This window comes from Methylobacillus caricis, assembly GCF_020532705.1.
Lineage (GTDB): Bacteria > Pseudomonadota > Gammaproteobacteria > Burkholderiales > Methylophilaceae > Methylobacillus > Methylobacillus caricis.
In genome coordinates, this window is sequence record NZ_JAJAVD010000001.1 from 778,257 (window position 1) to 802,307 (window position 24,051).

Below are 24,051 nucleotides of genomic sequence, written 5' to 3' on the forward strand. Positions count from 1 at the left end.
TGGGTTCAAGCGTTCACGGCCTTGCCACCCTTGGACGGCAGAGTACGGGCAGCGGCCGTGATACCGCTGGGTTGGCCAGCGGCGGGTGTTGTAAGCCGGGCGGCAGTTTGCTCGCTGCCAGGCATGACAACAATGTGCGGACTGACCTGGCTGCCTGGACGTACGCGTTGCAGTCCGTTGACGACAATGCGCTCGCCGGCCTTGAGCCCGTTTTCCACGATGCGCAGATTGCCTTGCGGCGCACCCATTTGGACCTCGCGGTAATTGGCTTGCCCCTTGTCATCCACCACCAGGACAAAGCGCTTGTCCTGATCGGTACCGACAGCCTTCTCGTCAATCAACAAGGCTTCGCGTTGTGAGCCGCTGCCGATGCGCACCCGGGCATAGAGGCCTGGCAATAGCTGGCCATTGCCGTTTTCAAATACGGCGCGGACGCGGATAGTGCCCGATGCCGGATCCAGGCGGTTGTCCACCGAGCCTATATGGCCCTGTCGGCTGAATCCTTCTTCATTGGCCAGTCCCAGCAGCACCTTGATCGCTTTGGAGTTGCTTGATTGCTCGGGGCTGATGAACTTGAGGTAGCTCTGTTCATCGACTTCGATGGCAGCGTAGATATTGGCGGTGGAAACCAGAGTGGTGAGCGGCACCGAGTTGGCGCCCGCGGAAACGATATTGCCCAGGGTGACTTCCGCGCGGGAGATCCTGCCGGTGACTGGGGCAGTAATGTGGCTATATTCCAGGTTGAGACGCGCGGTCTGCAGCGAGGCCTGGGCGGCAAGCAGGGCGGCCTTGGCCTCCAGCGCAGCGTTGCGCTTCTCTTCATAATCGCGGCGCGCGATCGCGTTATCGCCGATCAGGCGTTCGGCGCGTTCCAGGTCGTGGCTGGTATAGTCCAGCCTGGCTTCTGAACTGCTCACCTGCGCCTGGGCTCTGGCAACTTCAGCTTCAAACGGGCGTGGGTCTATGGTGAATAGCGTATCGCCTTTTTTCACCAGGTCGCCATCCTTGAAATGGATCTTGGTCAGCGTGCCGGAAACCAGCGGGCGGATTTCTACCCGCTCCACCGCTTCCAGGCGGCCGGAGTAATCCTGCCAGTCTGTGACCTGACGGCTTTCCACCACGGCCACGTCTACACTTGCCGCCTGTACTGCGGCGGGCTGGTCGGCGTGGGCCTGGTTGCCGGATTGCGACAAAAGCACGCCGCCGCTCCCGATCAACAGGGCAGCAGCGATCATGGCAGCTATTTTTTTCTGGCGTATTGAATTAGGCATGATGATCCTCGTCTTGAATATTGAAATTGAAATCTGGGTGTTGGGTTTGCCTGCGCAGGAAGTCGACAATTTCGCGCAGCACCGGCGCATGGGTATGCAATTCGGCATGCTTCACGCCTGCAAAGCGTGAAACTTGGGTGGGTACGCCAGCGCTGATCAGGGCAGCGGCGTATTTCTCGGCTTCTATATGCAGTACATCGCATTCCGCCGTGGCGATCATGGCGGCAGGCAATCCTGCCAGGCGCAGGCATTCCAATGGGGCGGCGTAAGGATGCATGCGCTGCATGCTTTTTGGCAGGTATTGCTGATAGCGTTTTGCGCATTGTTCCGCAGTGAGGTCGGACTTGAGTTTTGCTGCATCACCAAGGCGTGTCATGCTTGGGTCCAGCATGGGGCCGATCAGCACTTGGGCTGTAATTGCTACCTCTGCGCGGTCACGTGCCATCAAGGCCAAGCTGGCAGCAATATTGCCGCCGGCATCATCCCCAGCTACCATTAATAATTCAGGAAGCGCTCTAAGGCGTTTGGCATTGCGGGCAGCCCAGGTGGCAGCCGCATAAGCTTCTTCTGGAGCAGCAGGGAAAGGATGCAAAGGAGCCAGCGAATAGCCGACGGCAAGCACCAGGGCCGGGCAATGACTGGCTATGAAACGGGCAGGATATTCGGCATCATCCAGACAGCCACCGCTGAATCCTCCACCATGGAAGTAAAGCACCAAAGGCAATTTTTGACTGTTTGTTCCTGGCCGGTAAAGGCGCACGGGTATCGCGCCCGTGGGGCCGGGAATAATGAATTCTTCGGCGGAAAATGCTGGAGCCTTGTTTAATATGGTGTCCAAAATGCTATGGCAGGGTTAAGTTAACGTTGCCTATTGTGATGCTTGCAGTGAAATAGATAATCACCTATATTTCAGCAACACTATTCCGATTTAACGAACAATCGATTTTTTTAATGGGTATAGCTTCACAAGACAGGATGAAATGATGGACAGATTCCAGGCAATGCAGGTGTTTACCCGGGTGGTGGATGCCAACAGTTTTACACGGGCAGCGGACAGCCTGGGATTGCCTCGTACCACGGTGACGACGACAATACAGGGGCTGGAAAGCCTGTTGCAGGTGAGGTTGCTGAACCGCACCACACGCAGGCTGAGTGTCACGCCCGATGGTGCTGCCTATTACGAACGCTGCATGCGCATCCTGGCCGAAGTGGATGAAACCGAGGCATTGTTCCGCCACGTGACGCGTGGCCCTAAAGGGCGCTTGAGGATAGATGTACCACCATCTATCGGCCGCCTGATCATTATCCCCAAGCTCTGTGATTTTTATTCCCGCTATCCGGATGTGGAACTGGTGATCGGCATGAGCGACCGACCGGTGGACATGGTGCAGGAAGCGGTGGACTGTGTCGTGCGTGTTGGAGAGTTGCAGGATTCCAGCATGGTGGCGCGCCGAATAGGCGCTTTCCAGATTGTGACTTGTGCGGCACCACTATACCTGCAGCAGCATGGCGAGCCCGGGACCATAGAGGACTTGCAGCATCACCAAGCCGTACATTATTTTTCCAGCCGTACTGGCCGCAATATGGATTGGGATTTTGTGGTGGACGGCGAGGTGAGGGAAGTGCAGGTGGCAGGCAAGGTGGCGGTCAACGACGCTGAAGCCTATGTGGCTTGTGCGCTGCAAGGGTTCGGCCTGATCCAGGCTGCCAGATACATGGTGTTGCCGCATTTGGAATCGGGTGAGTTGCGGGAGGTTTTGCCGCAATGGAGCCCATCTACCCATCCGATTTCAGTGGTGTATCTGCATAACCGCCACTTGTCCCCCAAGGTGCGTGCCTTTGTGGACTGGATTGCTGAGCTGTTTGGCAATTGCCCATTGCTGGGTGGTTGCAGCAAGGATATGGCGGAAAGCGAGTGCAGGTTTGCCAGCCATGAAAAGGGTAATACCATGCGCGAGATCATTGATCGCACCAATACGGCAGAAGCTATTTTTTAGCGAGATAACGATTCAGAAAGCACGAGGGGGGAAGAGTTTTTCATATTCCCTGCGTACTACTTGATAACACTCGCAGCTTTTGAGTTCCAGGCCAGCCCTGTCCAGTATCTTGATATGTCCCCGGCTGTAGCGTATCAGCCCTTGCTTTTGCAGTTTCCCCGCTGCCTCGGTGACGCCTTCTCGACGCACCCCCAGCATATTGGCAATCAGTTCCTGGGTCATGGTCAGCTCTGTACATTCCAACCTGTCCAGGCTCAACAGTAGCCAGCGGCAAAGTTGTTGCTCCAGCACGCAGTGGCGGTTGCAGACAGCTGTCTGGGTAATTTGGGTGATCAGGGCCTGGGTATAGCGCAGCAGAAGGGATGCAATGCTGGGGCGGGTCTTGAATTCCTGTTTCAGCAGGCTGGCCCGGATGCGAAAGCCATAGCCAGCGCTTTGAGTCACGGCGCGGCACGAAGATGTCTCACTACCCATGATGATAGGGGTGCCAACCATGCCTTCATTGCCGACGACCGCAATTTCTGCAGATGCGCCATTTGCCATGACATATAGCAATGACACGATCGCGTTTACAGGAAAATACGCGTATCGCAGAACTTGCCCAGGCTCATACAAAACATCGCCCAAAGGCATGGCAACAGGCTCAAGATGGGATATCAACCTGAGCCACTCCTCCATAGGTAATGCACCAATCAACGCATTTTTTCTCGGGCTATACGGAATGTCCATGTCGCCTTCATGCGGTATTTAATGTGCTTCAGTATATTCTCATTGCGATCGCTTGATATTTGTTTCCTTAATCATTAGTCCGTTTGGGCTAATTCCTCTATCAATCAGTATCTTATGTGGGATAGCGCACAGTGGGGCGGGATTGAAGCGCGCATCCTCCTTTTGCCTGGTGTTTATAGCCGGGAGAGGAGATGTTTCTAGGAGTACTTTAATAAAGGAAACGATGATGAATAAACTATCTTTAGCATTTTGTGGAGTATTGCTAGCTGCAAGCAATGGGGTGAGTGCAGCACCTAATATCGTTGTGAATGGTGGGTTTGAAGCAGACGCTATTTCTGGTGCCTATGAGCAACTGGTGGCAGTGACTGGCTGGAGTTCTGACGGCATCTTCGAGATTCAAAAAGGAAGCGATACGGGAGGTTGGCCCCAATTCAATACTACATATGAAGGTCAGCAATATCTTGAAATCAACTCCACGCAGCTGACTTCTGTCTGGCAGGACCTGAGCACCACTGCGGGTGAACTCTACAACTTGAGCTTTGCCTATTCTGGCCGCCTGGATACGCCCAATCAGCTTAATAGTGCGCTGGAAGTCTACTGGGGTACAAGTCAAGTGGTTGCCACTTCAGTGACCAATCACAGTGGTTGGGTAGTGTACAACTTCACCAACCTATTGGCAGAAAGCAACCTCACCACGCTGAAATTCACTTCAACGGATCCTCAAGGTGCGCCATCTTATGGCTCTTATCTTGATGCGGTTGTGGTCACTGCCGTGCCGGAACCAAGTACTTATGGCATGTTGGCACTGGGGATTGCCATCGTTGGATTCATCAGCAGGCGTGATCGCCAACATCTTTTGAGCTAGCAGGGATATGGGTCTAAAGGGGAGAGCCAGGCATCATGCTTGGCTTTTTTACTTCATCAAGTCAGAGAGTGTGCGATGAATTTCCATGACGGCCTCATATGAGCGCAACCTCACTGATTGGTCATGGATATGCCCGGTAATCATCAACTCATCTGGTTGCAGATCATTAATCAGGTTTTCCAACCCAGTGGCTACCCGGTCAGCCGAGCCGATATATGAACATGCCAACATACGCTCTACGCCCAGTTTTTCACTCGGTGTCCAGTAACTCTCAATGTCATCAATTGGCGGCGGCAATTGCCCAGGTGTACCCCGATGCAGGTTGGTAAATGCCTGTTGTTGTGAGCTGAACCAATAACGCGCCTCTTCATCGGTGTCTGCTACCAGCACATTGACGGTCAGCATGGCGTAAGGCTTGTCCAGTTGCGCAGAAGGCATGAAGTTGCGCCTGTAGGTGTCAAGTGCCTGTATCAGGAAGGTGGGCGCAAAGTGGGCGGCAAACGCAAATGGCAAGCCATTGGCTGCTGCAAATTGCGCCCCAAACAGGCTTGATCCCAATATCCAGAGCGGGATATTGAGTCCCGCACCTGGGACGGCACGGATATTCTGGCCAGGTTTGACCTCATCAAAATAATGCCTGAGTTCTGCCACCTGGTCAGGGAAATCATCCCCGTTCAATCCCATGCCCCGGCGCAATGCGCGCGCAGTTGAGATATCGCTGCCGGGAGCACGCCCCAGCCCCAAGTCTATACGGCCTGGATGCAATGACTCCAGTGTGCCGAATTGCTCTGCGATGGCTAATGGCGCATGGTTGGGCAGCATGATGCCGCCTGCTCCTATGCGAATGTGGCTGGTGCCGGCTGCTACGTGAGCAATCACGACAGAGGTTGCTGCACTGGCGATGCCAGGCATATTGTGATGCTCCGCCAGCCAGAAGCGATTGAATCCCAGTTTTTCACCAAGCTGCGCCAGCTGCAGTGAATTGCGAAAGGCATCGGCCGGGCTTGCTCCACGAACGATAGGACAGAGGTCGAGAATTGAGAAAGGGATCATGGCATATTCATATCAAGGAGTGATTTTGGGACAGGAAAAGTGTGTGCACGTTCATCATTCGCTATTCATGGCTGGATTGCACAATTTCTGTGGGTAACCTTGTGGGCATGATGCGTATTGTTGGGCTAAGTGGCTGTTTTGTTATGCATGGATGAAAAGTGCTCATTATCTGACCATTGGCAGGTGCGGGAAGTGCGCGGTTAAAAAACACAATGATACACAGAGAACATACAATCAATAGAACTGTCATTACTTAATATCCCTTGAAAATTGAACTTAATTCCAGGACTCACCGCTGAAGACTATGCTTACATTTGATAATCGTTTCTTACAGGAGTTGCCGGGCGATCCGGAAACCGGCAACCAATTACGCCAGGTGTTCCGTGCCTGTTGGTCGCACGTGGCGCCCACCCCTGTTTCTGCCCCGACACTGCTGGCTTACTCCCGCGAAATGATGGAGACGCTGGGTTTGAGTGATGCAGCTATCCAGTCTTCTGAATGGGTGAATGCCCTGTCGGGCAATGGCCTCATTCCTGGCATGCAACCCTATGCCATGTGCTATGGCGGACACCAGTTTGGCAATTGGGCTGGACAACTGGGAGATGGCCGGGCCATCAGCCTGGGGGAGGTCGTCAATAGCAAGGGTGAGCGCTGGGAGCTGCAATTAAAGGGGGCTGGCGTGACACCTTATTCCCGCATGGCTGATGGCCGCGCGGTGTTGCGTTCCTCGGTGCGTGAGTTCCTGTGCAGCGAGGCCATGCATCATCTGGGTATTCCCACCACACGGGCCTTGAGCTTGGTGCAGACTGGCGATGTTGTAATCCGGGATATGTTCTACAACGGTAATCCACAGGCAGAGAAAGGGGCGATTGTCTGTCGCGTGTCGCCTTCATTCATCCGGTTCGGGAATTTCGAAATTTATGCGATGCGTGAGGACAGGGAGACTTTGCAGACCCTTGTGGACTTTACCATCAACCGTGATTTCCCGGAGCTGGCAAGTTATCCGGAGGAAGAGCGGTTTGCCGAGTGGTTTGCGATTGTCTGTGTGCGTACTGCGCGCCTGATGGCGCAATGGATGCGCGTCGGGTTTGTGCACGGCGTGATGAATACCGACAATATGTCGATATTAGGCCTCACCATCGACTATGGTCCTTATGGCTGGGTGGACAATTTCGACCCAGGCTGGACACCCAATACCACGGATGCAGCCGGACGACGCTATTGTTTTGGTCGCCAGCCTGATATTGCACGCTGGAACTTGGAACGCCTCGCGCAAGCGCTCTATAGCCTGCGCCCAGAACGTGAAATTTACGATGAAGGCCTGATGCTCTATGACCAGGCCTACAACAAGGAGTGGGGGGCGGTATTGACCGCCAAGTTCGGGTTTGCTGTTTGGCGCGATGAGTATGAGCCGCTCATCAATGAAATATTCGACCTGATGTACCATGCCGAGATCGACATGACTGAGTTTTTCCGCAAGCTTGCCTTGGTGGATGCCGCTCAGCCTGATTTGGCGCTGCTTGAAAGCGCGGCCTACAGCCCTGCATTGTGGGATACCTTCAAGCCAAGATTGGCCGAATGGCTCAAACAATACGCCCATGTCTGCCAGACAGAGGGCCGTGTTCCAGCAGAGCGCCGAAAGGCCATGAATAGCGTCAATCCTCGCTATGTATTGCGCAACTATCTTGCCCAGCAGGCAATTGACCTGGCAGACCAAGGCGATGTCAGCATGATAGAAGAGCTGCTGGACGTGTTGCGCAAACCTTATGACGAGCAACTGGGCAGGGAACGCTTTGCTGCCCTGCGTCCTGACTGGGCCAGGCACAAGGCAGGGTGCTCGATGCTTTCGTGCAGCTCATGAGTGCATGAGCTGCCAATACCTGGCCGGTAGAGCATTTTTCTTCTCTTAGGTTCTTTTGTTCGACGGAGTGTCAACGCTGCGGATTACAGAGCTCCGGTTGTCGATCTGGAACATGACAAACTCTGATTGACCTGCCTTTCAGGAATATATTCTGGAATCCAGATTCATACCGACTGCCTCTTCGGAATTCCATTGATGTTGAGTTTTAGAAGACAGGCATTGACTTTTTGTACATTCGTACAGTAAATTCATGGTTATGGGACAAGACAAAGACTTTGAGTACCTGGGCAAGATCCAGGACTATTTCGCAGAACACAGGACATTGCCTACGTTCAGCCATGTGGCACAACTGCTCGGCTTCAAGTCAAAGAATGCCGTGACTTCGTTCGTGGCGCGCTTGAAGCTGCAAGGCTTCATCGATTACGCGCCGGACAAGCGGCTCAAGCCTGGCAGGCGTTTCTTTGAGCGCATCATTGCCGAGAGCACAGTGCAGGCAGGGTTTGCCACGCCTGCTTATGGCGATAGCCTGGATACCTTGGGCATCGATGACTACTTGATTGAGAAGCCTTCACAAACCGTTTTGATCACGGTGCGTGGCGACTCCATGAAGGATGCGGGTATCTTCAATGGCGATGTGGTCATCGTGGAGAAGCGTGCTTTTGCCAACCTTGGCGATATCGTCGTGGCCATACTCAATAATGAATTCACCCTGAAAACCCTGGGTAAGGAAGATGGCCGTTTCATCCTGATTCCTGCCAACAAGGAGTTCCCGGTCATCAAGCCCAAGGATGATTTTGAGATATTCGGCGTGGTGGTAGGGCAGTTCCGTAAATACGAATAATGCCTGATCGCGCACAAAAGCGTTTGTGCGCGATTCATAAGCACTTTTGCTTTCACCAAGCATAGTCAAACGCTTAGCTATCCAATCCCCAGACTGCCCACATACTTACCCACAGATTTTGTGGGCATTATGATTGGTCTTTTCTTGTTTTTATTCGCCTTGGGCCTGCAGCGCCTTCCAGCCCAGGTCCTTCATGCAAAGCAGCAGGCCGCGCGTTGCCTTGGCGGTTTTGCCTGACATATCAGGCTGATGTTCTGGGCCCAGTCTGGTCACACATTCGTTAATATCAGCTTTCAACGCATCTGCCCCTCTGCCGGTTTTCCACCAGGAACTGACAATGAATATATCCATGGGGTCGGCGGTTTTCTTGGGTACTTTCGCCACCTCAGGTTTTCCTGCGGTTAAAGCGACTGGCACAGCTTCTTCTGCCGCTGTTCCGGTATCACGGTAATCATTCTTGAAAGATGCCTTGATCACTGGGTCTGCATCCTCGCTATCGCCCGCATAATTCTGGAATACCCAGCCGCTGTCTTCCATACATTTGGCAAACGCTTGTCCCTCATTGCCACTTGCCTGACAGGCCTTTCTTGCCTGATCCAGGTCATTGACGCCCGCGCCGCGCTTATAGGCGAATTCACCACCGCATCCCGCTATTAACACGCTGCTGGCGAGCACTATATATAGGGCTTTAATTACCGTTTTTTTCATGATGTTCAGCCTCCAGGCTTCTGCCTGCCTGTTGATAAGACACGGCCAAATTAACACGACCCCTCCAAACGTCATGTACGCAATATGACGTATTTAAGCAAAGTCCCTCTCTGGCTAATCTAGCAACACGAAAGATTTGACGGGTATTTCCTCCGTTCGGGTTTGCAGTGTTTAGTGAAACTTAAATAAAGGGGTCTGGAAATGAAATTCAAGATAAAGAAGTGTGCGCTGTTGGTGGCACTGGCAACTTCTGCCGCACTGCCATCGATGAGCTCGCAAGCGGCAGGCACTATTACTTTTGGTGAAGACAAGTCCATCAGCATCGGCCTGGGTCTCCGTACTGCGTTTACCAGTACTGAGGATGCAGCACCGAACGGTAACTCGCGTTCCAAGGACTTTGATGTGGATGATGCCCGTATCTATATCAACGCATCTTTAAACAAGTACATCAAGGGTACTTTCAATACCTTCACCACCACCAATGCTACTGATGGCCAGGACAGCATTCGTACCCTGGATGCTTACGTCCAGTTCGAGTTCATGGATGAATTCAATATCTGGATGGGCCAACTGTTGCCTCCAACAGACCGTGCCAACCTGGATGGCCCGTTCTACCTCAATGCCTGGTCCTATCCCGGTGTGGCTTCGCGCTACCAGAACAAGTTTGTTGGCCGTGATATCGGTGTGACTGTCTGGGGCAAGCTGTTCGACAAGCGTTTGGTGTATTCCGTGGGTGCATTCGAGGGTAACCGGGTTTCCAGCTTCAACAGCAACAGCGCGCTCAATCCCAACCGCTCCGACAACCTGATGTTCAGCGGTCGTCTGCAATATGACTTCCTTGATGCAGGCAATGACCCTGCCTACTACACCAGCAGCGTCTACTACGGCAAGGATGTCCTCTCCGTTGCCCTCGTCGGTATGTTCCAGAAGGATGCAGTGGGTGTCGCCGGTGCCAGCGATGACTACAAGGCTTACAACATCGATGCCGTTTTCGAGAAGAAATTCTCTGCCGGTGTGCTGAACCTCGAGGGTGCCGCCTACAAGTACAACTTCAGTGATTCCGCCGTGGCAGCCGATGCTGCAGCCGTGGTGGCCGGTGGCGGCAGCTTTGCTGGTGCAGTGCCGGGCAAGGCTTACCTGGGCGTGGCTTCCTGGATGTTCGGCGATACCGTGGGCTGGGGCAAGTTCCAGCCTTACGCTCGCTACCAGAAGTTTGACGTCGACGGCAACATCGGCGCCGACCAGAAGGAATATGACATTGGCCTGAACTACATCATCGATGGCCACAATGCGCGTATCAGCACCGTTTACACCAAGACCAAGACGCAGGGCATCAGCGATATCGACAGATTCACCGTTGGCTTGCAGTTGCAATTCTAGTTGGGTGACAGCCGTCACCTGGCGGTGGCGGCTGTTGAAAGTTGTGTTTAAGGGTAAGGAGACATATAGATGAAAACCTTGATTAAGCTGGATTTTGAAAAGCCTGCCTGGGAGCAGGATGGTCAGATTCATAATCGCTGGCACCCTGATCTGCCGATGGTGGCGATGGTGAAGCCTGGCGATGAGTTCCGTGTCGAGTGTATGGACTGGACTGGTGGACAGATCGGCAATAACGATAGCGCCAACGATATCCGGGATGTGGATTTATTGCAGGTGCATTACCTGAGCGGCCCTATCGGGGTTGAAGGGGCAGAGCCGGGTGATCTGATGGTGGTGGATATCCTGGATGTAGGCACCATGCAGGATCAGCAGTGGGGCTTCAATGGCCTGTTCGACAAGAACAATGGCGGCGGTTTCCTGACCGACCATTATCCTGAGGCATCCAAGACCATCTGGGATTTCCATGGCATCTATACTACTTCCCGCCATGTACCCAATGTGAAATTCGCCGGCATCATGCACCCAGGTTTGATTGGCTGCCTGCCTTCCCGCGACTTGCTGGAAAAGTGGAACAAGCGTGAAGCAGACCTGATTGCCACGGATCCTGACCGTGTTCCTGCGTTGGCCCTGCCGCCCAATGAGAAAGCTGCAGTAATGGGCCGCCTGCAGGGTGATGCAGCAACAGCTGCTGCCAAGGAAGGCGCCCGTACCGTACCCCCACGTGACCATGGCGGTAACTGCGATATCAAGAACCTGACCAAGGGCTCCCGTATTTTCTTCCCGGTCTATGTCAAGGACGGCGGTCTTTCCATGGGCGACCTGCACTTCTCGCAAGGAGACGGTGAAATCACTTTCTGCGGCGCGATCGAGATGGCGGGCTACCTGGATATCAAGGTGGCGTTGATCAAGGATGGTGTCAAGAAGTACGGCATCAAGAACCCATTGTTCCAGCCTAGTCCATTGACCCCTAACTACCGTGATTACCTGATCTTTGAAGGCATCTCTGTAGATGAACAAGGCAAGCAGCATTACCTCGATGTACATGTGGCTTATCGCCAGGCTTGCCTGAATGCCATTGAGTACCTCAAGAAGTTTGGGTACAGCGGCGAGCAAGCCGTATCCATTCTGGGTACGGCACCGGTGGAAGGGCATATCAGCGGCATTGTCGATATCCCGAATGCCTGCGCCACCTTGTGGTTGCCGACAGAGATCTTTGATTTCGACCTGAAGCCAAATGCGAATGGACCGATCAAGGTCGTTACCGGCGAGATTGATGTAGCCAAGACTTCTTAAACCAGGTTCTTAAGCAAGGGGAGTTAGCCATGCCAATGTATGAATACAGATGTGATGAATGCGGTGTGTTTGCCGCCATGGGAAAAATGAGCGAGTCGAGCTCACCGACAATCTGTCCGGATTGTGGGGAGTTGAGCGAGCGCATTCTCTCTGTGCCGCGTCTGGCCATTCTTGGCAAGGCTCAGCGAAGCGCGCACGAACGCAACGAGAAATCTGCCAATGAGCCCAGGTCCACCCGCCGCTCCAGTTGCGGATGTGCCGGGACTCATACGTGTAGTTCGTCCAGCGCCAAATCCAGTTCCGCTCAGGGAGCCAATGCAAAAGAGAAAGGAAGCCTATTGCAGATGCAGACGAAGAAAACGGCCCGTCCCTGGATGTTGGGACATTGAGAATGCACAGCATCATGCGATAGCGGCGTTGCGCCTCCTTGCCGTACTGGGTTGTACTGTCTTCGTCGGCGCGCCTTGCTCTCACATGATGATGCATATTCCCAAGAGTTTTTGAATACCTTAATTTTTTGCAGTTTTTAATTTCAGGAGAAATCTGATGAGTAACAATACTAGACGCCATTTCATCACGAAAACCGGCGCCCTTATGGGAGCCTTGCTTGCCGCAGGCATGATTTCCGGCAGCGCTTTTGCGGCTGATTTCCCCACTGCCAAGGTCAACACCACCAAGCTGGCAGTGACTGACACGACAGTCAAGGTCGGTATCCTGCACTCATCCACCGGCACCATGGCGATCAGTGAAACCGGTTCCATCCAGGCCGAGAAACTGGCGATTGCCCAGATCAATGCCATGGGTGGCGTGCTGGGCCGCAAGATCGAGGTCATCCAGGAAGACGGCGCCAGTGACTGGCCGACTTTCGCTGAAAAATCCAAGAAATTGCTGGTGAACGACAAGGTAGCCACGGTATTCGGCTGCTGGACATCTGCTTCACGCAAGGCGGTATTGCCCGTATTCGAGAAAGAAAATGGCCTGCTGTTCTACCCGACTTTCTATGAAGGCTTGGAGCAATCCAAGAACGTGTTTTACACCGGCCAGGAAGCGACCCAGCAGATTCTTGCAGGCCTGGACTGGATAGCCAAGGAAAAGAAGGCAAAAACTTTCTACCTGATTGGTTCCGACTATATCTGGCCACGCACTTCCATGAAGATTGCCCGTAAGCACATCGAGCAGAAGCTTGGCGGCAAGGTAGTGGGTGAAGAGTACATCGCACTTGGTGATACCCAGTTTGGTTCCGTCATCAACAAGATCAAGCTGAAGAAGCCTGATGTGATTTATGCGGCAGTGGTAGGTGGCAGTAACGTGGCCTGGTTCAAGCAACTCAATGCAGCTGGTCTCAACTCCAAGAAGCAGAACATGCTGACCATTTCCGTGACCGAGGATGAAGTGCTGGGTATCGGCGGTGAAAACCTGGAAGGCTTCTACTCTGCGATGAAGTACTTCCAATCATTGAAGAACCCAAACAACGAGAAGTTCGTTGCCGAGTTCAAGAAAATGTGGGGACCCAAGTCTGTCATTGGCGACGTGACGCAAGCTGCCTACCTCGGCCCATGGCTGTGGAAAGCTGCGGTTGAGCGCGCAGGGAGCTTTGATGTAGATAAGGCAGCTGCAGCATTGCCTGGCTACGAGTTGAAAACAGCGCCTGAAGGGTATGTGAAGGTTGATCCTAACCATCACCTGGAAAGCAAGCTGCGTGTAGGTAAATGGCTGGCTAACGGCCAGGCTGAGGTGGTCTACGAGTCTGACCTGATCAAGCCTGATCCATTCCCAAAGGGTTATCAATAAGCGTTTAGCAGTTCATTAAGTGAAATCCCACAGCAGCCCCGCAAGGGGTTGTTGTGGCGAGTAACAGAAGATTCATAGAAGCATGGATTCATCTTCGTAAGTAAGAAAAAAGGCTGGAGGCCGATTATGTTTGATTATTCAATGGCAGAGATAGGCAATATCGTTGTCATGCAGGCTTTCTCGGGGTTAAGCCTGTTCAGCGTTCTTCTCCTGATGGCACTTGGCCTAGCGATCATCTTCGGGCAAATGGGCGTGATCAATATGGCCCATGGCGAATTCATGGCCATAGGCGCCTACACCACGGTGTTTCTTTCCAAGGTTGCCGAAACTTACGGAATTGTTAACTACTACTTCCTGTTTGCGATTGTGATCGCATTCATCATCGCATTCATCATTGGCTATATCATCGAGTTTGCCCTGATACGGCATCTCTACAAGCGGCCGCTTGATACCTTGCTTGCCACCTGGGGGTTGAGCTTGGTGATGCAGCAGATTTTCCGTTCCACCTTTGGCGCCAAGGAAGTCAGCGCCGTGTTGCCAGAATGGCTCATGGGCTCTTTCCAGCCGACGCCGGACATCGATATCCCGATCAACGGGGTGTTTGTGCTGGCGCTTGCATTGGTGGTGACTGTCGGTGTCTATATATTCATGTTCCGCTCCCGCTGGGGCCTGCGTGTGCGTGCCACGGTGCAGAACCGTGTGATGGCTGGTGCTGTTGGCATCAATACCAAGAAGGTTGACCGTGTCACTTTCGCGCTGGGCTGCGGTATCGCCGGCGTGGCTGGTGCTGCTTTCACCACGATTGCCTCGACTGGCCCGACCACGGGTTCGCTCTACATCGTCGACAGCTTCATGGTCGTCGTGTTCGGTGGCGCAGCCAGCATATTGGGTACCATTGCCTCCGCATTCGGCATTGCCCAGGCGCAATCCATCCTGCAATTCTTCATGACCAGCTCCATGGGCAAGGTCGCGACACTGATGGTGATCGTCGGCATCCTCATGATGCGTCCTGAAGGCCTGTTTGCATCCAAAGTACGTAAGTAAGGGGAATCGGACATGAATGAAACATTAAGCAAAATACTGGGCGGAAAGCAGGGGGCCATCGGCCTTGCCATCCTCGCCGCCTTTATCATGATCGTGCTGCCGCTGGGCCTGGATCCTTTCCGCCTGGGCCTGATCGGCAAGTACCTCACTTACGCCTTTGTCGCTGTCAGTCTGGTGCTGTTGTGGGGTAACGGCGGCATCCTGAGCCTGGGCCAAGGCATCTTCTTCGGGCTTGGCGGCTACGGCATGGCGATGTTCCTCAAGCTGGAAGCCTCTGACCCTGTCAGTACCGCCATCCAATCCACACCCGGCATCCCGGACTTCATGGACTGGAACCAGCTGACCGCGCTCCCATGGTTCTGGGAGCCGTTCAAGAGCTTGCCCCTGACGATTCTGGCGATCTTGGTGGTACCGACCATCTTCGCCTTCCTGATCGGCTATGCCATGTTCAAGCGCAGGGTGGGCGGGGTATATTTCGCCATCATCACCCAGGCGATCGCGCTGATCCTGAGCATTCTGATTGTCGGCCAGCAAGGCTATACCGGCGGCGTGAACGGCATTACCGACCTCAAGACGTTGTTGGGCTGGGATATCCGCAGCGATAGCGCCAAGTATGTGCTGTATTACGTCAATGCCGGTCTGCTGATCGCCTGCATCCTGCTCTCTCGTTATGTCTTGAGCAGCAAGTTCGGCATGCTGCTGCTGGCGATGCGCGACAAGGAAGAGCGCGTGCGCTTCTCTGGCTACGACGTGTCCAACTTCAAGATATTCATCTTCTGCCTGGCTGCCATGATCTCGGCCATTGGCGGTGCGATGTTCACCCTGCAGGTTGGCTTCATGTCGCCTACCTTCATCGGTATCGTACCTTCGATCGAGATGGTGATCTTCGCGGCAGTCGGCGGGCGTATGTCGCTGATCGGCGCGGTATATGGCACCTTGTTGGTCAATTTCGGCAAGACCATGTTCTCCGAGACCTATCCTGAGTTGTGGCTGTTCCTCATGGGTGGCTTGTTCATTGCAGTGGTGATGTTCTTCCCTAACGGTATCGCTGGAATCTACGACAAATACGCCAAGAAAGTACCTTTCCTGCGCAAGTTGTCTGAAGAAACACCAAAGGCCAAAAAAGCTGAAGCCATACCAGCAGCACCGGTTGAAACCAAGGAAGCGGGGGTAAAAGCATGAGTAACACCGATTTTGTACTGGCAGTGGAAGACCTGACTGTTTCGTTCGATGGCTTCAAGGCGGTGGACAAGCTCAATATGTACATCGACAAGAACGAGCTTCGCGTTGTGATTGGTCCTAACGGGGCTGGCAAGACGACGGTGCTGGACCTGATCTGCGGCAAGACCAAGTCTACGGCCGGCTCCATCAAGTTCAAGAACCGCGAGCTCACCAAGCTCTCGGAACACGAAATCGTGCGGGCCGGGGTGGGACGCAAGTTCCAGACGCCATCGATCTACGAGAACCTCTCGGTCTACCAGAACCTTGAAGTTTCCTACCCCAAGGGGCGCGGCGTCTTCGGCAGCCTGTTCTTCAAGCGCAGCGATGAAGTCATGGCGCAGGTATACAAGATTGCCAAGGAGATCATGATGGAGGACATCCTGCATACCGAGGCGGCATTGTTGAGCCACGGCCAGAAGCAATGGCTGGAAATCGGCATGCTGCTGATGCAGGAGCCCGAGCTGTTGATGCTGGACGAACCTGTAGCAGGCATGAGCGCGAAGGAGCGCGACCAGACGGCCGAACTGTTGAACCGTATCTGCCAGAACCGTTCCGTGATCGTGATCGAGCATGATATGGAGTTCGTCAAGAAGATTGCGCACAAGGTCACCGTGCTGCACCAGGGCAAGATTCTGGCGGAAGGCGCCATGGATAAAGTACAAGCCAACGAAAAGGTCATTGAGGTTTATCTGGGCCATTAAGACGTGCGGTGTTTAAAAGCACCGCCAGCCCAGAACCACTCATAGAAAGGATAGCAAAATGATAGAGATTGAAGACCTGACAGTGAGCTACGGCCAGAGTGAAGTTATTCACGGCATCAGTTTCAAGGCGGAAAAAAACGAAACACTTGCCATCATGGGCCGCAACGGCATGGGCAAGACCACCCTGTTCAAGTCCCTGATGGGCATCCTGCCGAGCAAGAGTAAGAAAGCGGCTGTGGATGGGGTGGATTTTGGTGGTAACGAAACTTTCCAGCGCGTGCAGAAAGGCCTGGCCTACGTGCCGCAGGGGCGTATGATCTTCCCGACCATGACCGTGCAGGAAAACATCGAGACCGGCCTGGAGAAATCCAAGTCGCGCCAGATTCCAGAAGATATCTACGCCTTGTTCCCGGTGCTTTACGACATGCGCAACCGCAAGGGCGGCAACCTCTCGGGCGGTCAGCAGCAGCAATTGGCGATTGCCCGTGCACTGGTGACCGATCCCAAGGTGCTGTTACTGGATGAGCCGACTGAAGGTATCCAGCCGTCCATCATCAAGGATATCGCCAAGGTGCTGAATGAAATCCGCAAAATGCGTGAAATCACCATCATCGTGTCTGAACAGGTGTTGAGCTTCACCATGGAAATTGCCGATCGTATTATCGTGATCGACAAGGGTAATTTCATCCATGAAAACAAGCGTAGCGAGGTGGATGCGGCCAAGATCAAAGGCTATTTGTCCGTATAAAAAACAAACAAAAGAGCCTGCTGGCGGCGTTGCGCTCACTTAATATACTGTCTGCGTGTCGCGCGCCTTGCCAGCACCAATTTCACTGGCCGTTAGATTGTTTTTAAGGTGGGGAAAACCAGATAATCCATGATTGAGTGCTAGATGCAGGTGTTTTTATGGCAGGATGCTGCCCATGGATGATGTTGAATCAAGCACGATGACAAGGTTGGACAAACGCTGGTTTGCCTCGCTGGCGCTGGATTTTTCGCTGCGGCAGGATAGAACGACCTTGGTGGGCAAGCGACATAAAGGTCCATTGGTCGTGCAAAAAATGCTCTACCCGGAAGGGGATGAAGTCTGCCATGGCATCATTATCCACCCGCCGGGCGGTGTAGCTGGCGGTGATCAGTTGTTGCTGCAAACCAGCCTGGAACAGGGCGCACATGCTTTGCTGACAACACCTGGCGCAGGCAAGTGGTACAAGGCCAACGGCCAGGCGGCCAGCCAGCAGCTCAAGTTCGACTTGGAGCCGAGTGCCAGTCTGGAATGGTTGCCACAGGAGAACATCCTGTTTGATGGTTCCAGTGTTGGGTTTTCTGCGGAGATCGCATTGCAGGGTAATGCGGTGTTCTGTGGTTGGGATATCCTGTGTTTTGGCCGTCAGGCGCGTGGTGAAACATGGACTGAAGGTGAGTTGCAGCAAGGGTTGAGCATCAGGCGTGATCAGCGCCTGATCTGGAATGAACGCATGTTTCTGCATCCTGAAAGTCGCGTTTTAAAATCGGTAGCCGGTTTGCGAGGTTTTCCTGTGAGTGCTAGCCTAGTGGTGGCTGCAGGGGCAATGCCAGCCGATGTGCTGGAGGCTTGTCGCATGGTCGAGGCAGACCAAGGGGCACAATATGGCGTTACTGCCTTGCCTGAGATATTTTCAGCGCGGTATATAGGCAACTCTTCAGAGGCTGCCAAGCAGTATTTCGAGCGTCTATGGCAATTGCTGAGGCCTTGGTATGCCGGGCGTGCCGCAGTCAGGCCGCGTATCTGGAACACCTGAGTTTTCGTCCAAGATTGAGATAACCCATTTAAGAATGTAGCCATGGAATTAACCCCAAGAGAAAAAGACAAGCTGCTGATTTTTACTGCGGCACTAGTGGCGGAGCGGCGCAAGGCGCGTGGCCTCAAGCTCAATTATCCTGAATCGATTGCCTATATCTCCGCCGCCATTATGGAAGGCGCGCGCGACGGCCAGACCGTGGCTGAGCTGATGGGATATGGCGCTACCTTGCTGACGCGCGATGATGTGATGGAAGGCGTGCCGGAGATGATTCCCGAGATACAGGTGGAGGCGACTTTTCCGGATGGGACTAAGTTGGTCACCGTCCACCAACCGATTCCTTAAACGTGGCCCACAATCCATCGCTAGCTGCGTTGCGCCTCCTTGCCGTACTCATCTGTACTGTCTGCGTCGGCGCGCCTTGCTATCAATGGCTTGTGAACCACTCGAGTAATGCTAATGGGAATGACATTACAAACTGAATACGTATTGGAATAACCAACATGATCCCAGGTGAAATGAAGATAGACGCAGGCGACATCCTGCTCAACGACGGGCGCGAGACGGTGACGCTGGAAGTGGCCAATACAGGTGACCGGCCGATTCAAGTGGGCTCGCATTATCATTTTTATGAAACCAATGAGGCTTTGTCCTTTGATCGGCAAATGGCCTATGGTTTCCGGCTGGATATTGCGGCTGGCACGGCTGTGCGTTTTGAGCCAGGCCAGACCCGCACGGTGCAACTGGTGGCGCTGGCGGGGCTACGCAGGGTGTATGGGTTTGCTGGCAAGGTGATGGGAGCATTGGAATGAGCGTCAAGATAGACAAGCAGGCCTATGCCGAAATGTTCGGCCCCACCGTGGGAGATCGCATCCGTCTGGCAGACACTGAGCTTTGGGCTGAGGTGGAAAAAGACTACACCCTCTATGGTGAGGAAGTGAAATTCGGCGGCGGCAAGGTGATCCGTGATGGCATGGGGCAAGGACAAGGGCTGGCGAGCGAGGTAGCTGATACCGTGATCACCAATGCCCTGATCATTGACCACTGGGGCATCGTCAAGGCCGACATCGGCATCAAGGGTGGCTATATTTCAGCCATTGGCAAGGCGGGTAACCCTGATATACAACCCGGGGTGGATATCCCCGTGGGTGCCGGGACTGAAGTGATTGCCGGTGAAGGCATGATTGTGACGGCTGGCGGTATCGATACGCACATCCACTTTATTTGCCCTCAGCAGATAGAAGAAGCGCTCATGTCAGGCGTCACCACCATGATAGGGGGCGGCACTGGTCCCGCGACTGGCACTTTTGCCACTACCTGTACGCCCGGTCCATGGCATATCCACCGTATGCTGCAATCGGCGGATGCCTTCCCAATGAACCTGGGCTTCCTCGGCAAGGGCAACGCCAGCCTGCCGCAGCCGTTGCGCGAGCAGGTGAATGCAGGCGTGGTCGGCCTCAAGTTGCATGAAGACTGGGGCACAACGCCAGCAGCGATTGATAATTGCCTAAGCATTGCCGAGGAAATGGACGTACAGGTGGCCATCCACTCCGACACGCTCAATGAGTCCGGCTTTGTCGAAACCACGATAGATGCCTTCAAGGGCAGGACCATCCACACCTTCCATACCGAAGGTGCAGGCGGCGGGCATGCGCCCGACATCATCAAGGCCGCAGGCTATGCCAATGTTCTGCCGTCTTCCACCAATCCGACCCGCCCATTTACCATCAATACCATTGATGAACACCTGGATATGCTCATGGTCTGCCATCACCTGGATCCTGCCATTGCAGAGGATGTGGCTTTTGCCGAAAGCCGTATACGCCGCGAGACTATCGCCGCGGAAGACATCCTGCACGACCTGGGCGCATTTGCGATGATGTCCTCGGACTCGCAGGCCATGGGGCGCGTGGGCGAGGTGGTGATCCGTACTTGGCAGACCGCGCACAAGATGAAGGTGCAGCGCGGCCCGCTGGAACAGGATAGCGAGCGCAACGACAATTTCCGCATCAAGCGTTATATCGCCAAATACACGATCAACCCTGCATTGACGCATGGCATTGCCCACGTCGTCGGTTCGATTGAAATCGGCAAGCTGGCCGACCTCGTGCTCTGGCGTCCGGCATTTTTCGGGGTCAAGCCTTCCACCATCCTCAAGGGCGGCATGATCGCGGCTGCCGTGATGGGCGATGCCAATGCCTCGATTCCGACGCCGCAGCCCGTGCATTATCGCCCGATGTTCGGTTCATATGGCGGGGCATTGCAGACTTCGGTGACTTTCGTTTCGCAAGCAGCATTGAATAACCCTGAAGTCGCGGCGCTCAACCTCAAGAAGCCACTGGTGGCGGTCAAGGGGACACGTGGCGTCAGGAAGCCGGATATGGTGCATAACGGCTGGATGCCGGAGATCGACGTGGATCCGGAAACTTATGAAGTGCGTGCCGATGGCATGGTGCTGAGCTGTGAGCCGGCGGAAATACTCCCCCTAGCCCAACGCTACTTCCTTTTTTGATGCGCACAGACTAGCGTCCCTGGCGGCGTTGCTTTAGCTTGCCGTACTAAGCGTACTGTCTGCGCTAAAGCGCCTTGCCAGGAACGCCAGTCTGCACGCTCAAGTAAGAGTTGAGGGTATTGAAGTGTACGTCTGCGGCAAAGCGCCTAGTCAGAATCGCTTTCTTGAGCGCTTGTGGTGTGACCATTTTGGAGAGTTTGAAGACTGAGCATGTTAGGAATCAGCAAGAAAATAGAAAGCGCCAGCCAGGTGGACGATCAACTGGTGCTGCCGTTCGACCGCAGGCAGAAGAGCCGTTTGCGCGTGGAGCTGGCTTCGGGCACCGAGGCAGCCTTGCTGCTGGAGCGCGGCACGGTGTTACGCGGCGGCGATTTGCTGCAGGCCGAGGACGGGCGCGTGGTGCAGGTGATAGCGGCGGATGAGCCGGTATTGCGGGTGACGGCAGCGACGCCGCGCGAGCTGGCACGGGCGGCATACCACCTGGGCAACCGCCATGTGCCGCTTGAAGTCGGCGATGGCTGGCTGCGCCTGGAGCAGGACCATGTATTGCAGGAAATGCTGCTCGGGCTGGGCGTACAGGTAGAAGGGCAGATGGCCCCGTTCGAGCCAGAGGCCGGCGCATATGGCGGCGGACACCGACACCACGACGATGACGGGCATGCGCCTTCGATCCGCCAGCCGGCGCGCTTGAGGACGCATGAATAAGTCCAAGTCGCTGGTACGCCTGCTGCAATTGGCGAGCCCGATGCTGCCGGTGGGGGCCTATAGCTATTCGCAGGGGCTGGAGTGGGGTATCGAGTCCGGCGAAGTGCATGACCTGGCAAGCGCACAGGCCTGGATAGGCGATGTATTGCAGGTTTACCAGGGCAGTTTCGAGCTGCCTGTGCTGAGCCGGTTTTACCGTGCGTGGCAGCGTGGCGACGGCGAGGCATTGAACGAATGGAATGCATTTTACCTGGCCGGACGCGACAACGCCGAGGCCTTGGCCGAGAGCAGGCAGATGGGGTATTCGCTCAAGCGCTTGTTGCTGGAATTTGATGATTTGCCTGATGCCTGGACGGTCATGATGGAGGCTTTGCCAACGGCCTCATTCCCTGCATTGTATGCCGGCATCAGCCAGGCATGGGATATAGAGGAACAGGATGCCTTGCAGGCGTATGCCTGGTCGTGGCTGGAGAACCAGGCCAGCGCGGCGATGAAGGCGGTGCCGCTGGGACAGGTGGCGGGACAGAAGATATTGCTGGGTGTGGCGGACAGGATTCCTGCATTGGTGGAGGAGGCGATGCGTATGCCGGATTTTATGATCAGTAATTTTTGTCCGGCGTTGACCATTGCGGGGTGTAGGCATGAGACGCAATACAGCCGGTTGTTCAGGTCTTAGGTGACTCAGCAATATTGTTGGTAATGAGATGTCGCCTTTCGCTTGCCAGCGAGTTCCTTTATTTTGCTTCGCCAAAATAAAGGAACCAAACAAAAGGCGACCCCGATTGTCTGCGTCCCGGAGCTTGGCTCCGGGCAACCTGCGTTGCTCGTGCCGGATGGGTGCTTGCTGAACTCGCTGCGCTCAGACAGACGCAAGCCCTGATCCATCCGTCACTTGCGCTACTCGGCGCAGCCAGAGGGGGAGGATTGGGTGCGTGGCCAGCCTTTTGCTTGTAGTGAGTGACAGTGTTGAACTGTTGTGGTGAAGTAATTTTTGATATTGGACCAAAGTAATGCAGATTAAAGAACCTTTACGTGTCGGTATCGGCGGCCCTGTCGGGTCGGGCAAGACGGCGCTCACATTGGCCTTGTGCCAGCGCTTGCGCGATGTGTACAACATCGCGGTGGTGACGAACGACATCTATACGCGGGAGGACGCCGAGTTCCTCACGCGCAATGAGGCATTGGCGCCCGAGCGCATCATCGGGGTGGAGACGGGCGGCTGCCCGCACACGGCGATCCGCGAGGATGCCTCGATGAACCTCGAGGCGGTGGCGCAATTGAGCGAGCGCTTCAACCCGCTGGACATCGTGTTTGTCGAAAGCGGTGGCGATAACCTGGCGGCAACATTTAGCCCGGAGTTGTCCGACCTGACGATCTATGTGATCGACGTCGCGGCGGGCGAGAAGATTCCGCGCAAGGGCGGGCCGGGCATTACCAAATCCGACCTGCTGGTGATCAACAAGATCGACCTGGCGCCCATGGTTGGCGCCTCTTTGGAGGTGATGGACAGGGATGCGCGCAAGATGCGGGGAGAGCGGCCTTTCATTTTTACCAACCTGAAAACCGGACAGGGCCTGGAAGAGATTGTCAGTTTTATAGAAAAACAGGGGCTTATGCTGTAATGCATTCAGCAGGGTAGTTGCTTGAATGCCGATCATATTGAATATCTGGAACAACCCAAAAGGAATCACCACCATGAAAACCTCCTATTTCTCAGCCTTGGGCCTGCTGGCATTTTCTTCTCTTGCCATGGCGCATCCCGGACACGAGGTACAAAGTACCTATGCCGGATTCATGCATCCCCTCACCGGTCTTGACCACTTGCTGGTGATGCTGGCAGTAGGGTTGTGGGCTGGCAAGATCGGTGGTAACGCTCGCTGGCAGTTGCCCCTGACTTTTGTCCTGGTGATGGCAGCGGGGGCAGTGTCGGGTATGGGTGGCTATGTCATCAGCGGCGTGGAAACTGCCATTGCTGCCAGCGTGATGGCATTGGGCGTGCTGCTGGTGATCAGCCTGCCTTTGTCTCGCGGGCTCCAGATCGGGCTGGTTGCCTTGTTTGCCATGTTCCATGGGATGGCGCATGGGACTGAGCTGGCAGTACAGAATGGTATGGCGGTCATGCTGGGCATGCTGGTTGCAACCGCATTGCTGCATGCTGCGGGGTTGATGCTTTCGTCCTTACGTTTGCCGAAAGCAGTGCATACGCTTTTCGGATGCACCATGGTGGTGCTGGGTGCCTATATCATGGTGACGTGACGCTAGCTTGCATTGATGCTTCATTTTCTCTAGTGGCTTGGT

General features: G+C 54.5%; 26 protein-coding genes. 20 read left to right on the forward strand and 6 right to left on the reverse strand.

What is annotated here, in order from left to right:
- Positions 1–5: 5 nt before the first annotated feature.
- Together LG200_RS03765 and LG200_RS03770 are read right to left on the reverse strand one after the other, a co-directional pair.
- The gene (locus LG200_RS03765; RefSeq protein WP_226756252.1) at positions 6–1,271 is read right to left on the reverse strand and encodes an efflux RND transporter periplasmic adaptor subunit; all 1,266 of its coding nucleotides are present in this window, start codon (positions 1,269–1,271) and stop codon (positions 6–8) included.
- Positions 1,264–2,109, reverse strand: coding sequence for an alpha/beta hydrolase (locus LG200_RS03770; RefSeq protein ID WP_226756253.1), 846 nt, complete (start codon positions 2,107–2,109; stop codon positions 1,264–1,266). Before LG200_RS03770 ends, LG200_RS03765 begins: the two co-directional genes overlap by 8 nt.
- 145 nt (positions 2,110–2,254) lie before the next feature.
- On the opposite strand from LG200_RS03770, the gene LG200_RS03775 reads away from it, so the two are divergent.
- Positions 2,255–3,268 (forward strand): LysR family transcriptional regulator, encoded by a 1,014-nt coding sequence (locus tag LG200_RS03775; RefSeq protein ID WP_226757296.1) that lies wholly within the window; start codon positions 2,255–2,257, stop codon positions 3,266–3,268.
- Between the two features lie 12 nt (positions 3,269–3,280).
- On the opposite strand, the gene LG200_RS03780 is transcribed toward LG200_RS03775, so the two are convergent.
- Positions 3,281–3,997 carry a Crp/Fnr family transcriptional regulator gene (locus tag LG200_RS03780; RefSeq protein ID WP_226756254.1) on the reverse strand — a complete coding sequence of 239 codons (717 nt, stop codon included), beginning with the start codon at positions 3,995–3,997 and terminating at the stop codon, positions 3,281–3,283.
- Between the two features lie 226 nt (positions 3,998–4,223).
- Between LG200_RS03780 and LG200_RS03785 the strand changes: the two genes are divergently transcribed.
- Positions 4,224–4,862, forward strand: a complete 639-nt coding sequence (locus LG200_RS03785) for a DUF642 domain-containing protein (RefSeq protein ID WP_226756255.1) — start codon at positions 4,224–4,226, stop codon at positions 4,860–4,862.
- A 48-nt stretch (positions 4,863–4,910) separates the two neighbouring features.
- Here the strand turns inward: LG200_RS03785 and LG200_RS03790 are convergent, their stop codons facing one another.
- Complete coding sequence (locus LG200_RS03790; protein WP_226756256.1) at positions 4,911–5,915, reverse strand: LLM class flavin-dependent oxidoreductase; 1,005 nt, start codon at positions 5,913–5,915, stop codon at positions 4,911–4,913.
- A 304-nt stretch (positions 5,916–6,219) separates the two neighbouring features.
- On the opposite strand from LG200_RS03790, the gene LG200_RS03795 reads away from it, so the two are divergent.
- Positions 6,220–7,776 carry a protein adenylyltransferase SelO gene (locus tag LG200_RS03795; protein ID WP_226756257.1) on the forward strand — a complete coding sequence of 519 codons (1,557 nt, stop codon included), beginning with the start codon at positions 6,220–6,222 and terminating at the stop codon, positions 7,774–7,776.
- 256 nt (positions 7,777–8,032) lie between these two features.
- On the forward strand, positions 8,033–8,617 hold the full coding sequence (locus LG200_RS03800) for a LexA family protein (protein WP_226757297.1): 585 nt from the start codon (positions 8,033–8,035) through the stop codon (positions 8,615–8,617).
- 150 nt (positions 8,618–8,767) lie between these two features.
- On the opposite strand, the gene LG200_RS03805 is transcribed toward LG200_RS03800, so the two are convergent.
- Entirely contained in the window at positions 8,768–9,325 is a 558-nt protein-coding gene (locus LG200_RS03805; protein WP_226756258.1) for a hypothetical protein, read from the reverse strand.
- A 201-nt stretch (positions 9,326–9,526) separates the two neighbouring features.
- On the opposite strand from LG200_RS03805, the gene LG200_RS03810 reads away from it, so the two are divergent.
- From LG200_RS03810 to ureC, 12 genes are all read left to right on the forward strand, one after another.
- On the forward strand, positions 9,527–10,705 hold the full coding sequence (locus LG200_RS03810; RefSeq protein WP_226756259.1) for a porin: 1,179 nt from the start codon (positions 9,527–9,529) through the stop codon (positions 10,703–10,705).
- A 69-nt stretch (positions 10,706–10,774) separates the two neighbouring features.
- Entirely contained in the window at positions 10,775–11,998 is a 1,224-nt protein-coding gene (fmdA, locus tag LG200_RS03815) for a formamidase (protein ID WP_226756260.1), read from the forward strand.
- A gap of 29 nt (positions 11,999–12,027) precedes the next feature.
- Positions 12,028–12,387: an FmdB family zinc ribbon protein gene (locus LG200_RS03820; protein WP_226756261.1), complete on the forward strand. Its 360-nt coding sequence runs from the start codon at positions 12,028–12,030 to the stop codon at positions 12,385–12,387.
- A gap of 157 nt (positions 12,388–12,544) precedes the next feature.
- The gene (gene urtA, locus LG200_RS03825; protein ID WP_226756262.1) at positions 12,545–13,789 is read left to right on the forward strand and encodes an urea ABC transporter substrate-binding protein; all 1,245 of its coding nucleotides are present in this window, start codon (positions 12,545–12,547) and stop codon (positions 13,787–13,789) included.
- 126 nt (positions 13,790–13,915) lie between these two features.
- Complete coding sequence (urtB, locus tag LG200_RS03830; RefSeq protein ID WP_226756263.1) at positions 13,916–14,833, forward strand: urea ABC transporter permease subunit UrtB; 918 nt, start codon at positions 13,916–13,918, stop codon at positions 14,831–14,833.
- Between the two features lie 12 nt (positions 14,834–14,845).
- Positions 14,846–16,015: an urea ABC transporter permease subunit UrtC gene (gene urtC / locus LG200_RS03835; RefSeq protein ID WP_226756264.1), complete on the forward strand. Its 1,170-nt coding sequence runs from the start codon at positions 14,846–14,848 to the stop codon at positions 16,013–16,015.
- Positions 16,012–16,755: an urea ABC transporter ATP-binding protein UrtD gene (urtD, locus tag LG200_RS03840; protein WP_226756265.1), complete on the forward strand. Its 744-nt coding sequence runs from the start codon at positions 16,012–16,014 to the stop codon at positions 16,753–16,755. Before urtC ends, urtD begins: the two co-directional genes overlap by 4 nt.
- Before the next feature lie 58 nt (positions 16,756–16,813).
- A complete protein-coding gene (urtE, locus tag LG200_RS03845) occupies positions 16,814–17,503 on the forward strand; it encodes an urea ABC transporter ATP-binding subunit UrtE (RefSeq protein WP_226756266.1) in 690 nt (229 codons plus the stop codon).
- Between the two features lie 175 nt (positions 17,504–17,678).
- Positions 17,679–18,536 (forward strand): urease accessory protein UreD, encoded by an 858-nt coding sequence (locus LG200_RS03850; protein WP_226756267.1) that lies wholly within the window; start codon positions 17,679–17,681, stop codon positions 18,534–18,536.
- 42 nt (positions 18,537–18,578) lie between these two features.
- Positions 18,579–18,881 (forward strand): urease subunit gamma, encoded by a 303-nt coding sequence (ureA, locus tag LG200_RS03855; RefSeq protein ID WP_226756268.1) that lies wholly within the window; start codon positions 18,579–18,581, stop codon positions 18,879–18,881.
- A gap of 158 nt (positions 18,882–19,039) precedes the next feature.
- On the forward strand, positions 19,040–19,348 hold the full coding sequence (locus LG200_RS03860) for an urease subunit beta (RefSeq protein WP_226756269.1): 309 nt from the start codon (positions 19,040–19,042) through the stop codon (positions 19,346–19,348).
- Positions 19,345–21,048 (forward strand): urease subunit alpha, encoded by a 1,704-nt coding sequence (gene ureC, locus LG200_RS03865; protein ID WP_226756270.1) that lies wholly within the window; start codon positions 19,345–19,347, stop codon positions 21,046–21,048. The genes LG200_RS03860 and ureC overlap by 4 nt, the downstream gene beginning before the upstream one ends.
- 64 nt (positions 21,049–21,112) lie before the next feature.
- Here ureC and LG200_RS14020 read toward each other — a convergent pair whose 3' ends face one another.
- Positions 21,113–21,235, reverse strand: coding sequence for a hypothetical protein (locus LG200_RS14020; protein ID WP_264193803.1), 123 nt, complete (start codon positions 21,233–21,235; stop codon positions 21,113–21,115).
- Positions 21,236–21,258: 23 nt separating this feature from the next.
- Between LG200_RS14020 and ureE the strand changes: the two genes are divergently transcribed.
- The 4 genes from ureE to LG200_RS03885 all read left to right on the forward strand — a co-directional run bounded on the left by ureE (position 21,259) and on the right by LG200_RS03885 (position 24,009).
- Positions 21,259–21,753 carry an urease accessory protein UreE gene (gene ureE / locus LG200_RS03870; RefSeq protein ID WP_226756271.1) on the forward strand — a complete coding sequence of 165 codons (495 nt, stop codon included), beginning with the start codon at positions 21,259–21,261 and terminating at the stop codon, positions 21,751–21,753.
- Positions 21,746–22,429: an urease accessory protein UreF gene (locus tag LG200_RS03875; protein ID WP_226756272.1), complete on the forward strand. Its 684-nt coding sequence runs from the start codon at positions 21,746–21,748 to the stop codon at positions 22,427–22,429. Before ureE ends, LG200_RS03875 begins: the two co-directional genes overlap by 8 nt.
- Before the next feature lie 334 nt (positions 22,430–22,763).
- A complete protein-coding gene (ureG, locus tag LG200_RS03880) occupies positions 22,764–23,375 on the forward strand; it encodes an urease accessory protein UreG (RefSeq protein ID WP_226756273.1) in 612 nt (203 codons plus the stop codon).
- 73 nt (positions 23,376–23,448) lie between these two features.
- Entirely contained in the window at positions 23,449–24,009 is a 561-nt protein-coding gene (locus LG200_RS03885) for a HupE/UreJ family protein (RefSeq protein WP_226756274.1), read from the forward strand.
- Positions 24,010–24,051: the final 42 nt, after the last annotated feature.

Excerpts from the sequence above, each read along its gene's own strand:
- LG200_RS03765 (WP_226756252.1), bottom strand. The coding sequence starts at position 1,271 with ATGCCTAATTCAATACGCCAGAAAAAAATAGCTGCCATGATCGCTGCT.
- LG200_RS03775 (WP_226757296.1), top strand. The coding sequence starts at position 2,255 with ATGGACAGATTCCAGGCAATGCAGGTGTTTACCCGGGTGGTGGATGCC.
- LG200_RS03780 (WP_226756254.1), bottom strand. The coding sequence starts at position 3,997 with ATGGACATTCCGTATAGCCCGAGAAAAAATGCGTTGATTGGTGCATTA.
- LG200_RS03785 (WP_226756255.1), top strand. The coding sequence starts at position 4,224 with ATGAATAAACTATCTTTAGCATTTTGTGGAGTATTGCTAGCTGCAAGC.
- LG200_RS03790 (WP_226756256.1), bottom strand. The coding sequence starts at position 5,915 with ATGATCCCTTTCTCAATTCTCGACCTCTGTCCTATCGTTCGTGGAGCA.
- LG200_RS03795 (WP_226756257.1), top strand. The coding sequence starts at position 6,220 with ATGCTTACATTTGATAATCGTTTCTTACAGGAGTTGCCGGGCGATCCG.
- LG200_RS03800 (WP_226757297.1), top strand. The coding sequence starts at position 8,033 with ATGGGACAAGACAAAGACTTTGAGTACCTGGGCAAGATCCAGGACTAT.
- LG200_RS03805 (WP_226756258.1), bottom strand. The coding sequence starts at position 9,325 with ATGAAAAAAACGGTAATTAAAGCCCTATATATAGTGCTCGCCAGCAGC.
- LG200_RS03810 (WP_226756259.1), top strand. The coding sequence starts at position 9,527 with ATGAAATTCAAGATAAAGAAGTGTGCGCTGTTGGTGGCACTGGCAACT.
- fmdA (WP_226756260.1), top strand. The coding sequence starts at position 10,775 with ATGAAAACCTTGATTAAGCTGGATTTTGAAAAGCCTGCCTGGGAGCAG.
- LG200_RS03820 (WP_226756261.1), top strand. The coding sequence starts at position 12,028 with ATGCCAATGTATGAATACAGATGTGATGAATGCGGTGTGTTTGCCGCC.
- urtA (WP_226756262.1), top strand. The coding sequence starts at position 12,545 with ATGAGTAACAATACTAGACGCCATTTCATCACGAAAACCGGCGCCCTT.
- urtB (WP_226756263.1), top strand. The coding sequence starts at position 13,916 with ATGTTTGATTATTCAATGGCAGAGATAGGCAATATCGTTGTCATGCAG.
- urtC (WP_226756264.1), top strand. The coding sequence starts at position 14,846 with ATGAATGAAACATTAAGCAAAATACTGGGCGGAAAGCAGGGGGCCATC.
- urtD (WP_226756265.1), top strand. The coding sequence starts at position 16,012 with ATGAGTAACACCGATTTTGTACTGGCAGTGGAAGACCTGACTGTTTCG.
- urtE (WP_226756266.1), top strand. The coding sequence starts at position 16,814 with ATGATAGAGATTGAAGACCTGACAGTGAGCTACGGCCAGAGTGAAGTT.
- LG200_RS03850 (WP_226756267.1), top strand. The coding sequence starts at position 17,679 with ATGGATGATGTTGAATCAAGCACGATGACAAGGTTGGACAAACGCTGG.
- ureA (WP_226756268.1), top strand. The coding sequence starts at position 18,579 with ATGGAATTAACCCCAAGAGAAAAAGACAAGCTGCTGATTTTTACTGCG.
- LG200_RS03860 (WP_226756269.1), top strand. The coding sequence starts at position 19,040 with ATGATCCCAGGTGAAATGAAGATAGACGCAGGCGACATCCTGCTCAAC.
- ureC (WP_226756270.1), top strand. The coding sequence starts at position 19,345 with ATGAGCGTCAAGATAGACAAGCAGGCCTATGCCGAAATGTTCGGCCCC.
- LG200_RS14020 (WP_264193803.1), bottom strand. The coding sequence starts at position 21,235 with ATGGTCACACCACAAGCGCTCAAGAAAGCGATTCTGACTAGGCGCTTT.
- ureE (WP_226756271.1), top strand. The coding sequence starts at position 21,259 with ATGTTAGGAATCAGCAAGAAAATAGAAAGCGCCAGCCAGGTGGACGAT.
- LG200_RS03875 (WP_226756272.1), top strand. The coding sequence starts at position 21,746 with ATGAATAAGTCCAAGTCGCTGGTACGCCTGCTGCAATTGGCGAGCCCG.
- ureG (WP_226756273.1), top strand. The coding sequence starts at position 22,764 with ATGCAGATTAAAGAACCTTTACGTGTCGGTATCGGCGGCCCTGTCGGG.
- LG200_RS03885 (WP_226756274.1), top strand. The coding sequence starts at position 23,449 with ATGAAAACCTCCTATTTCTCAGCCTTGGGCCTGCTGGCATTTTCTTCT.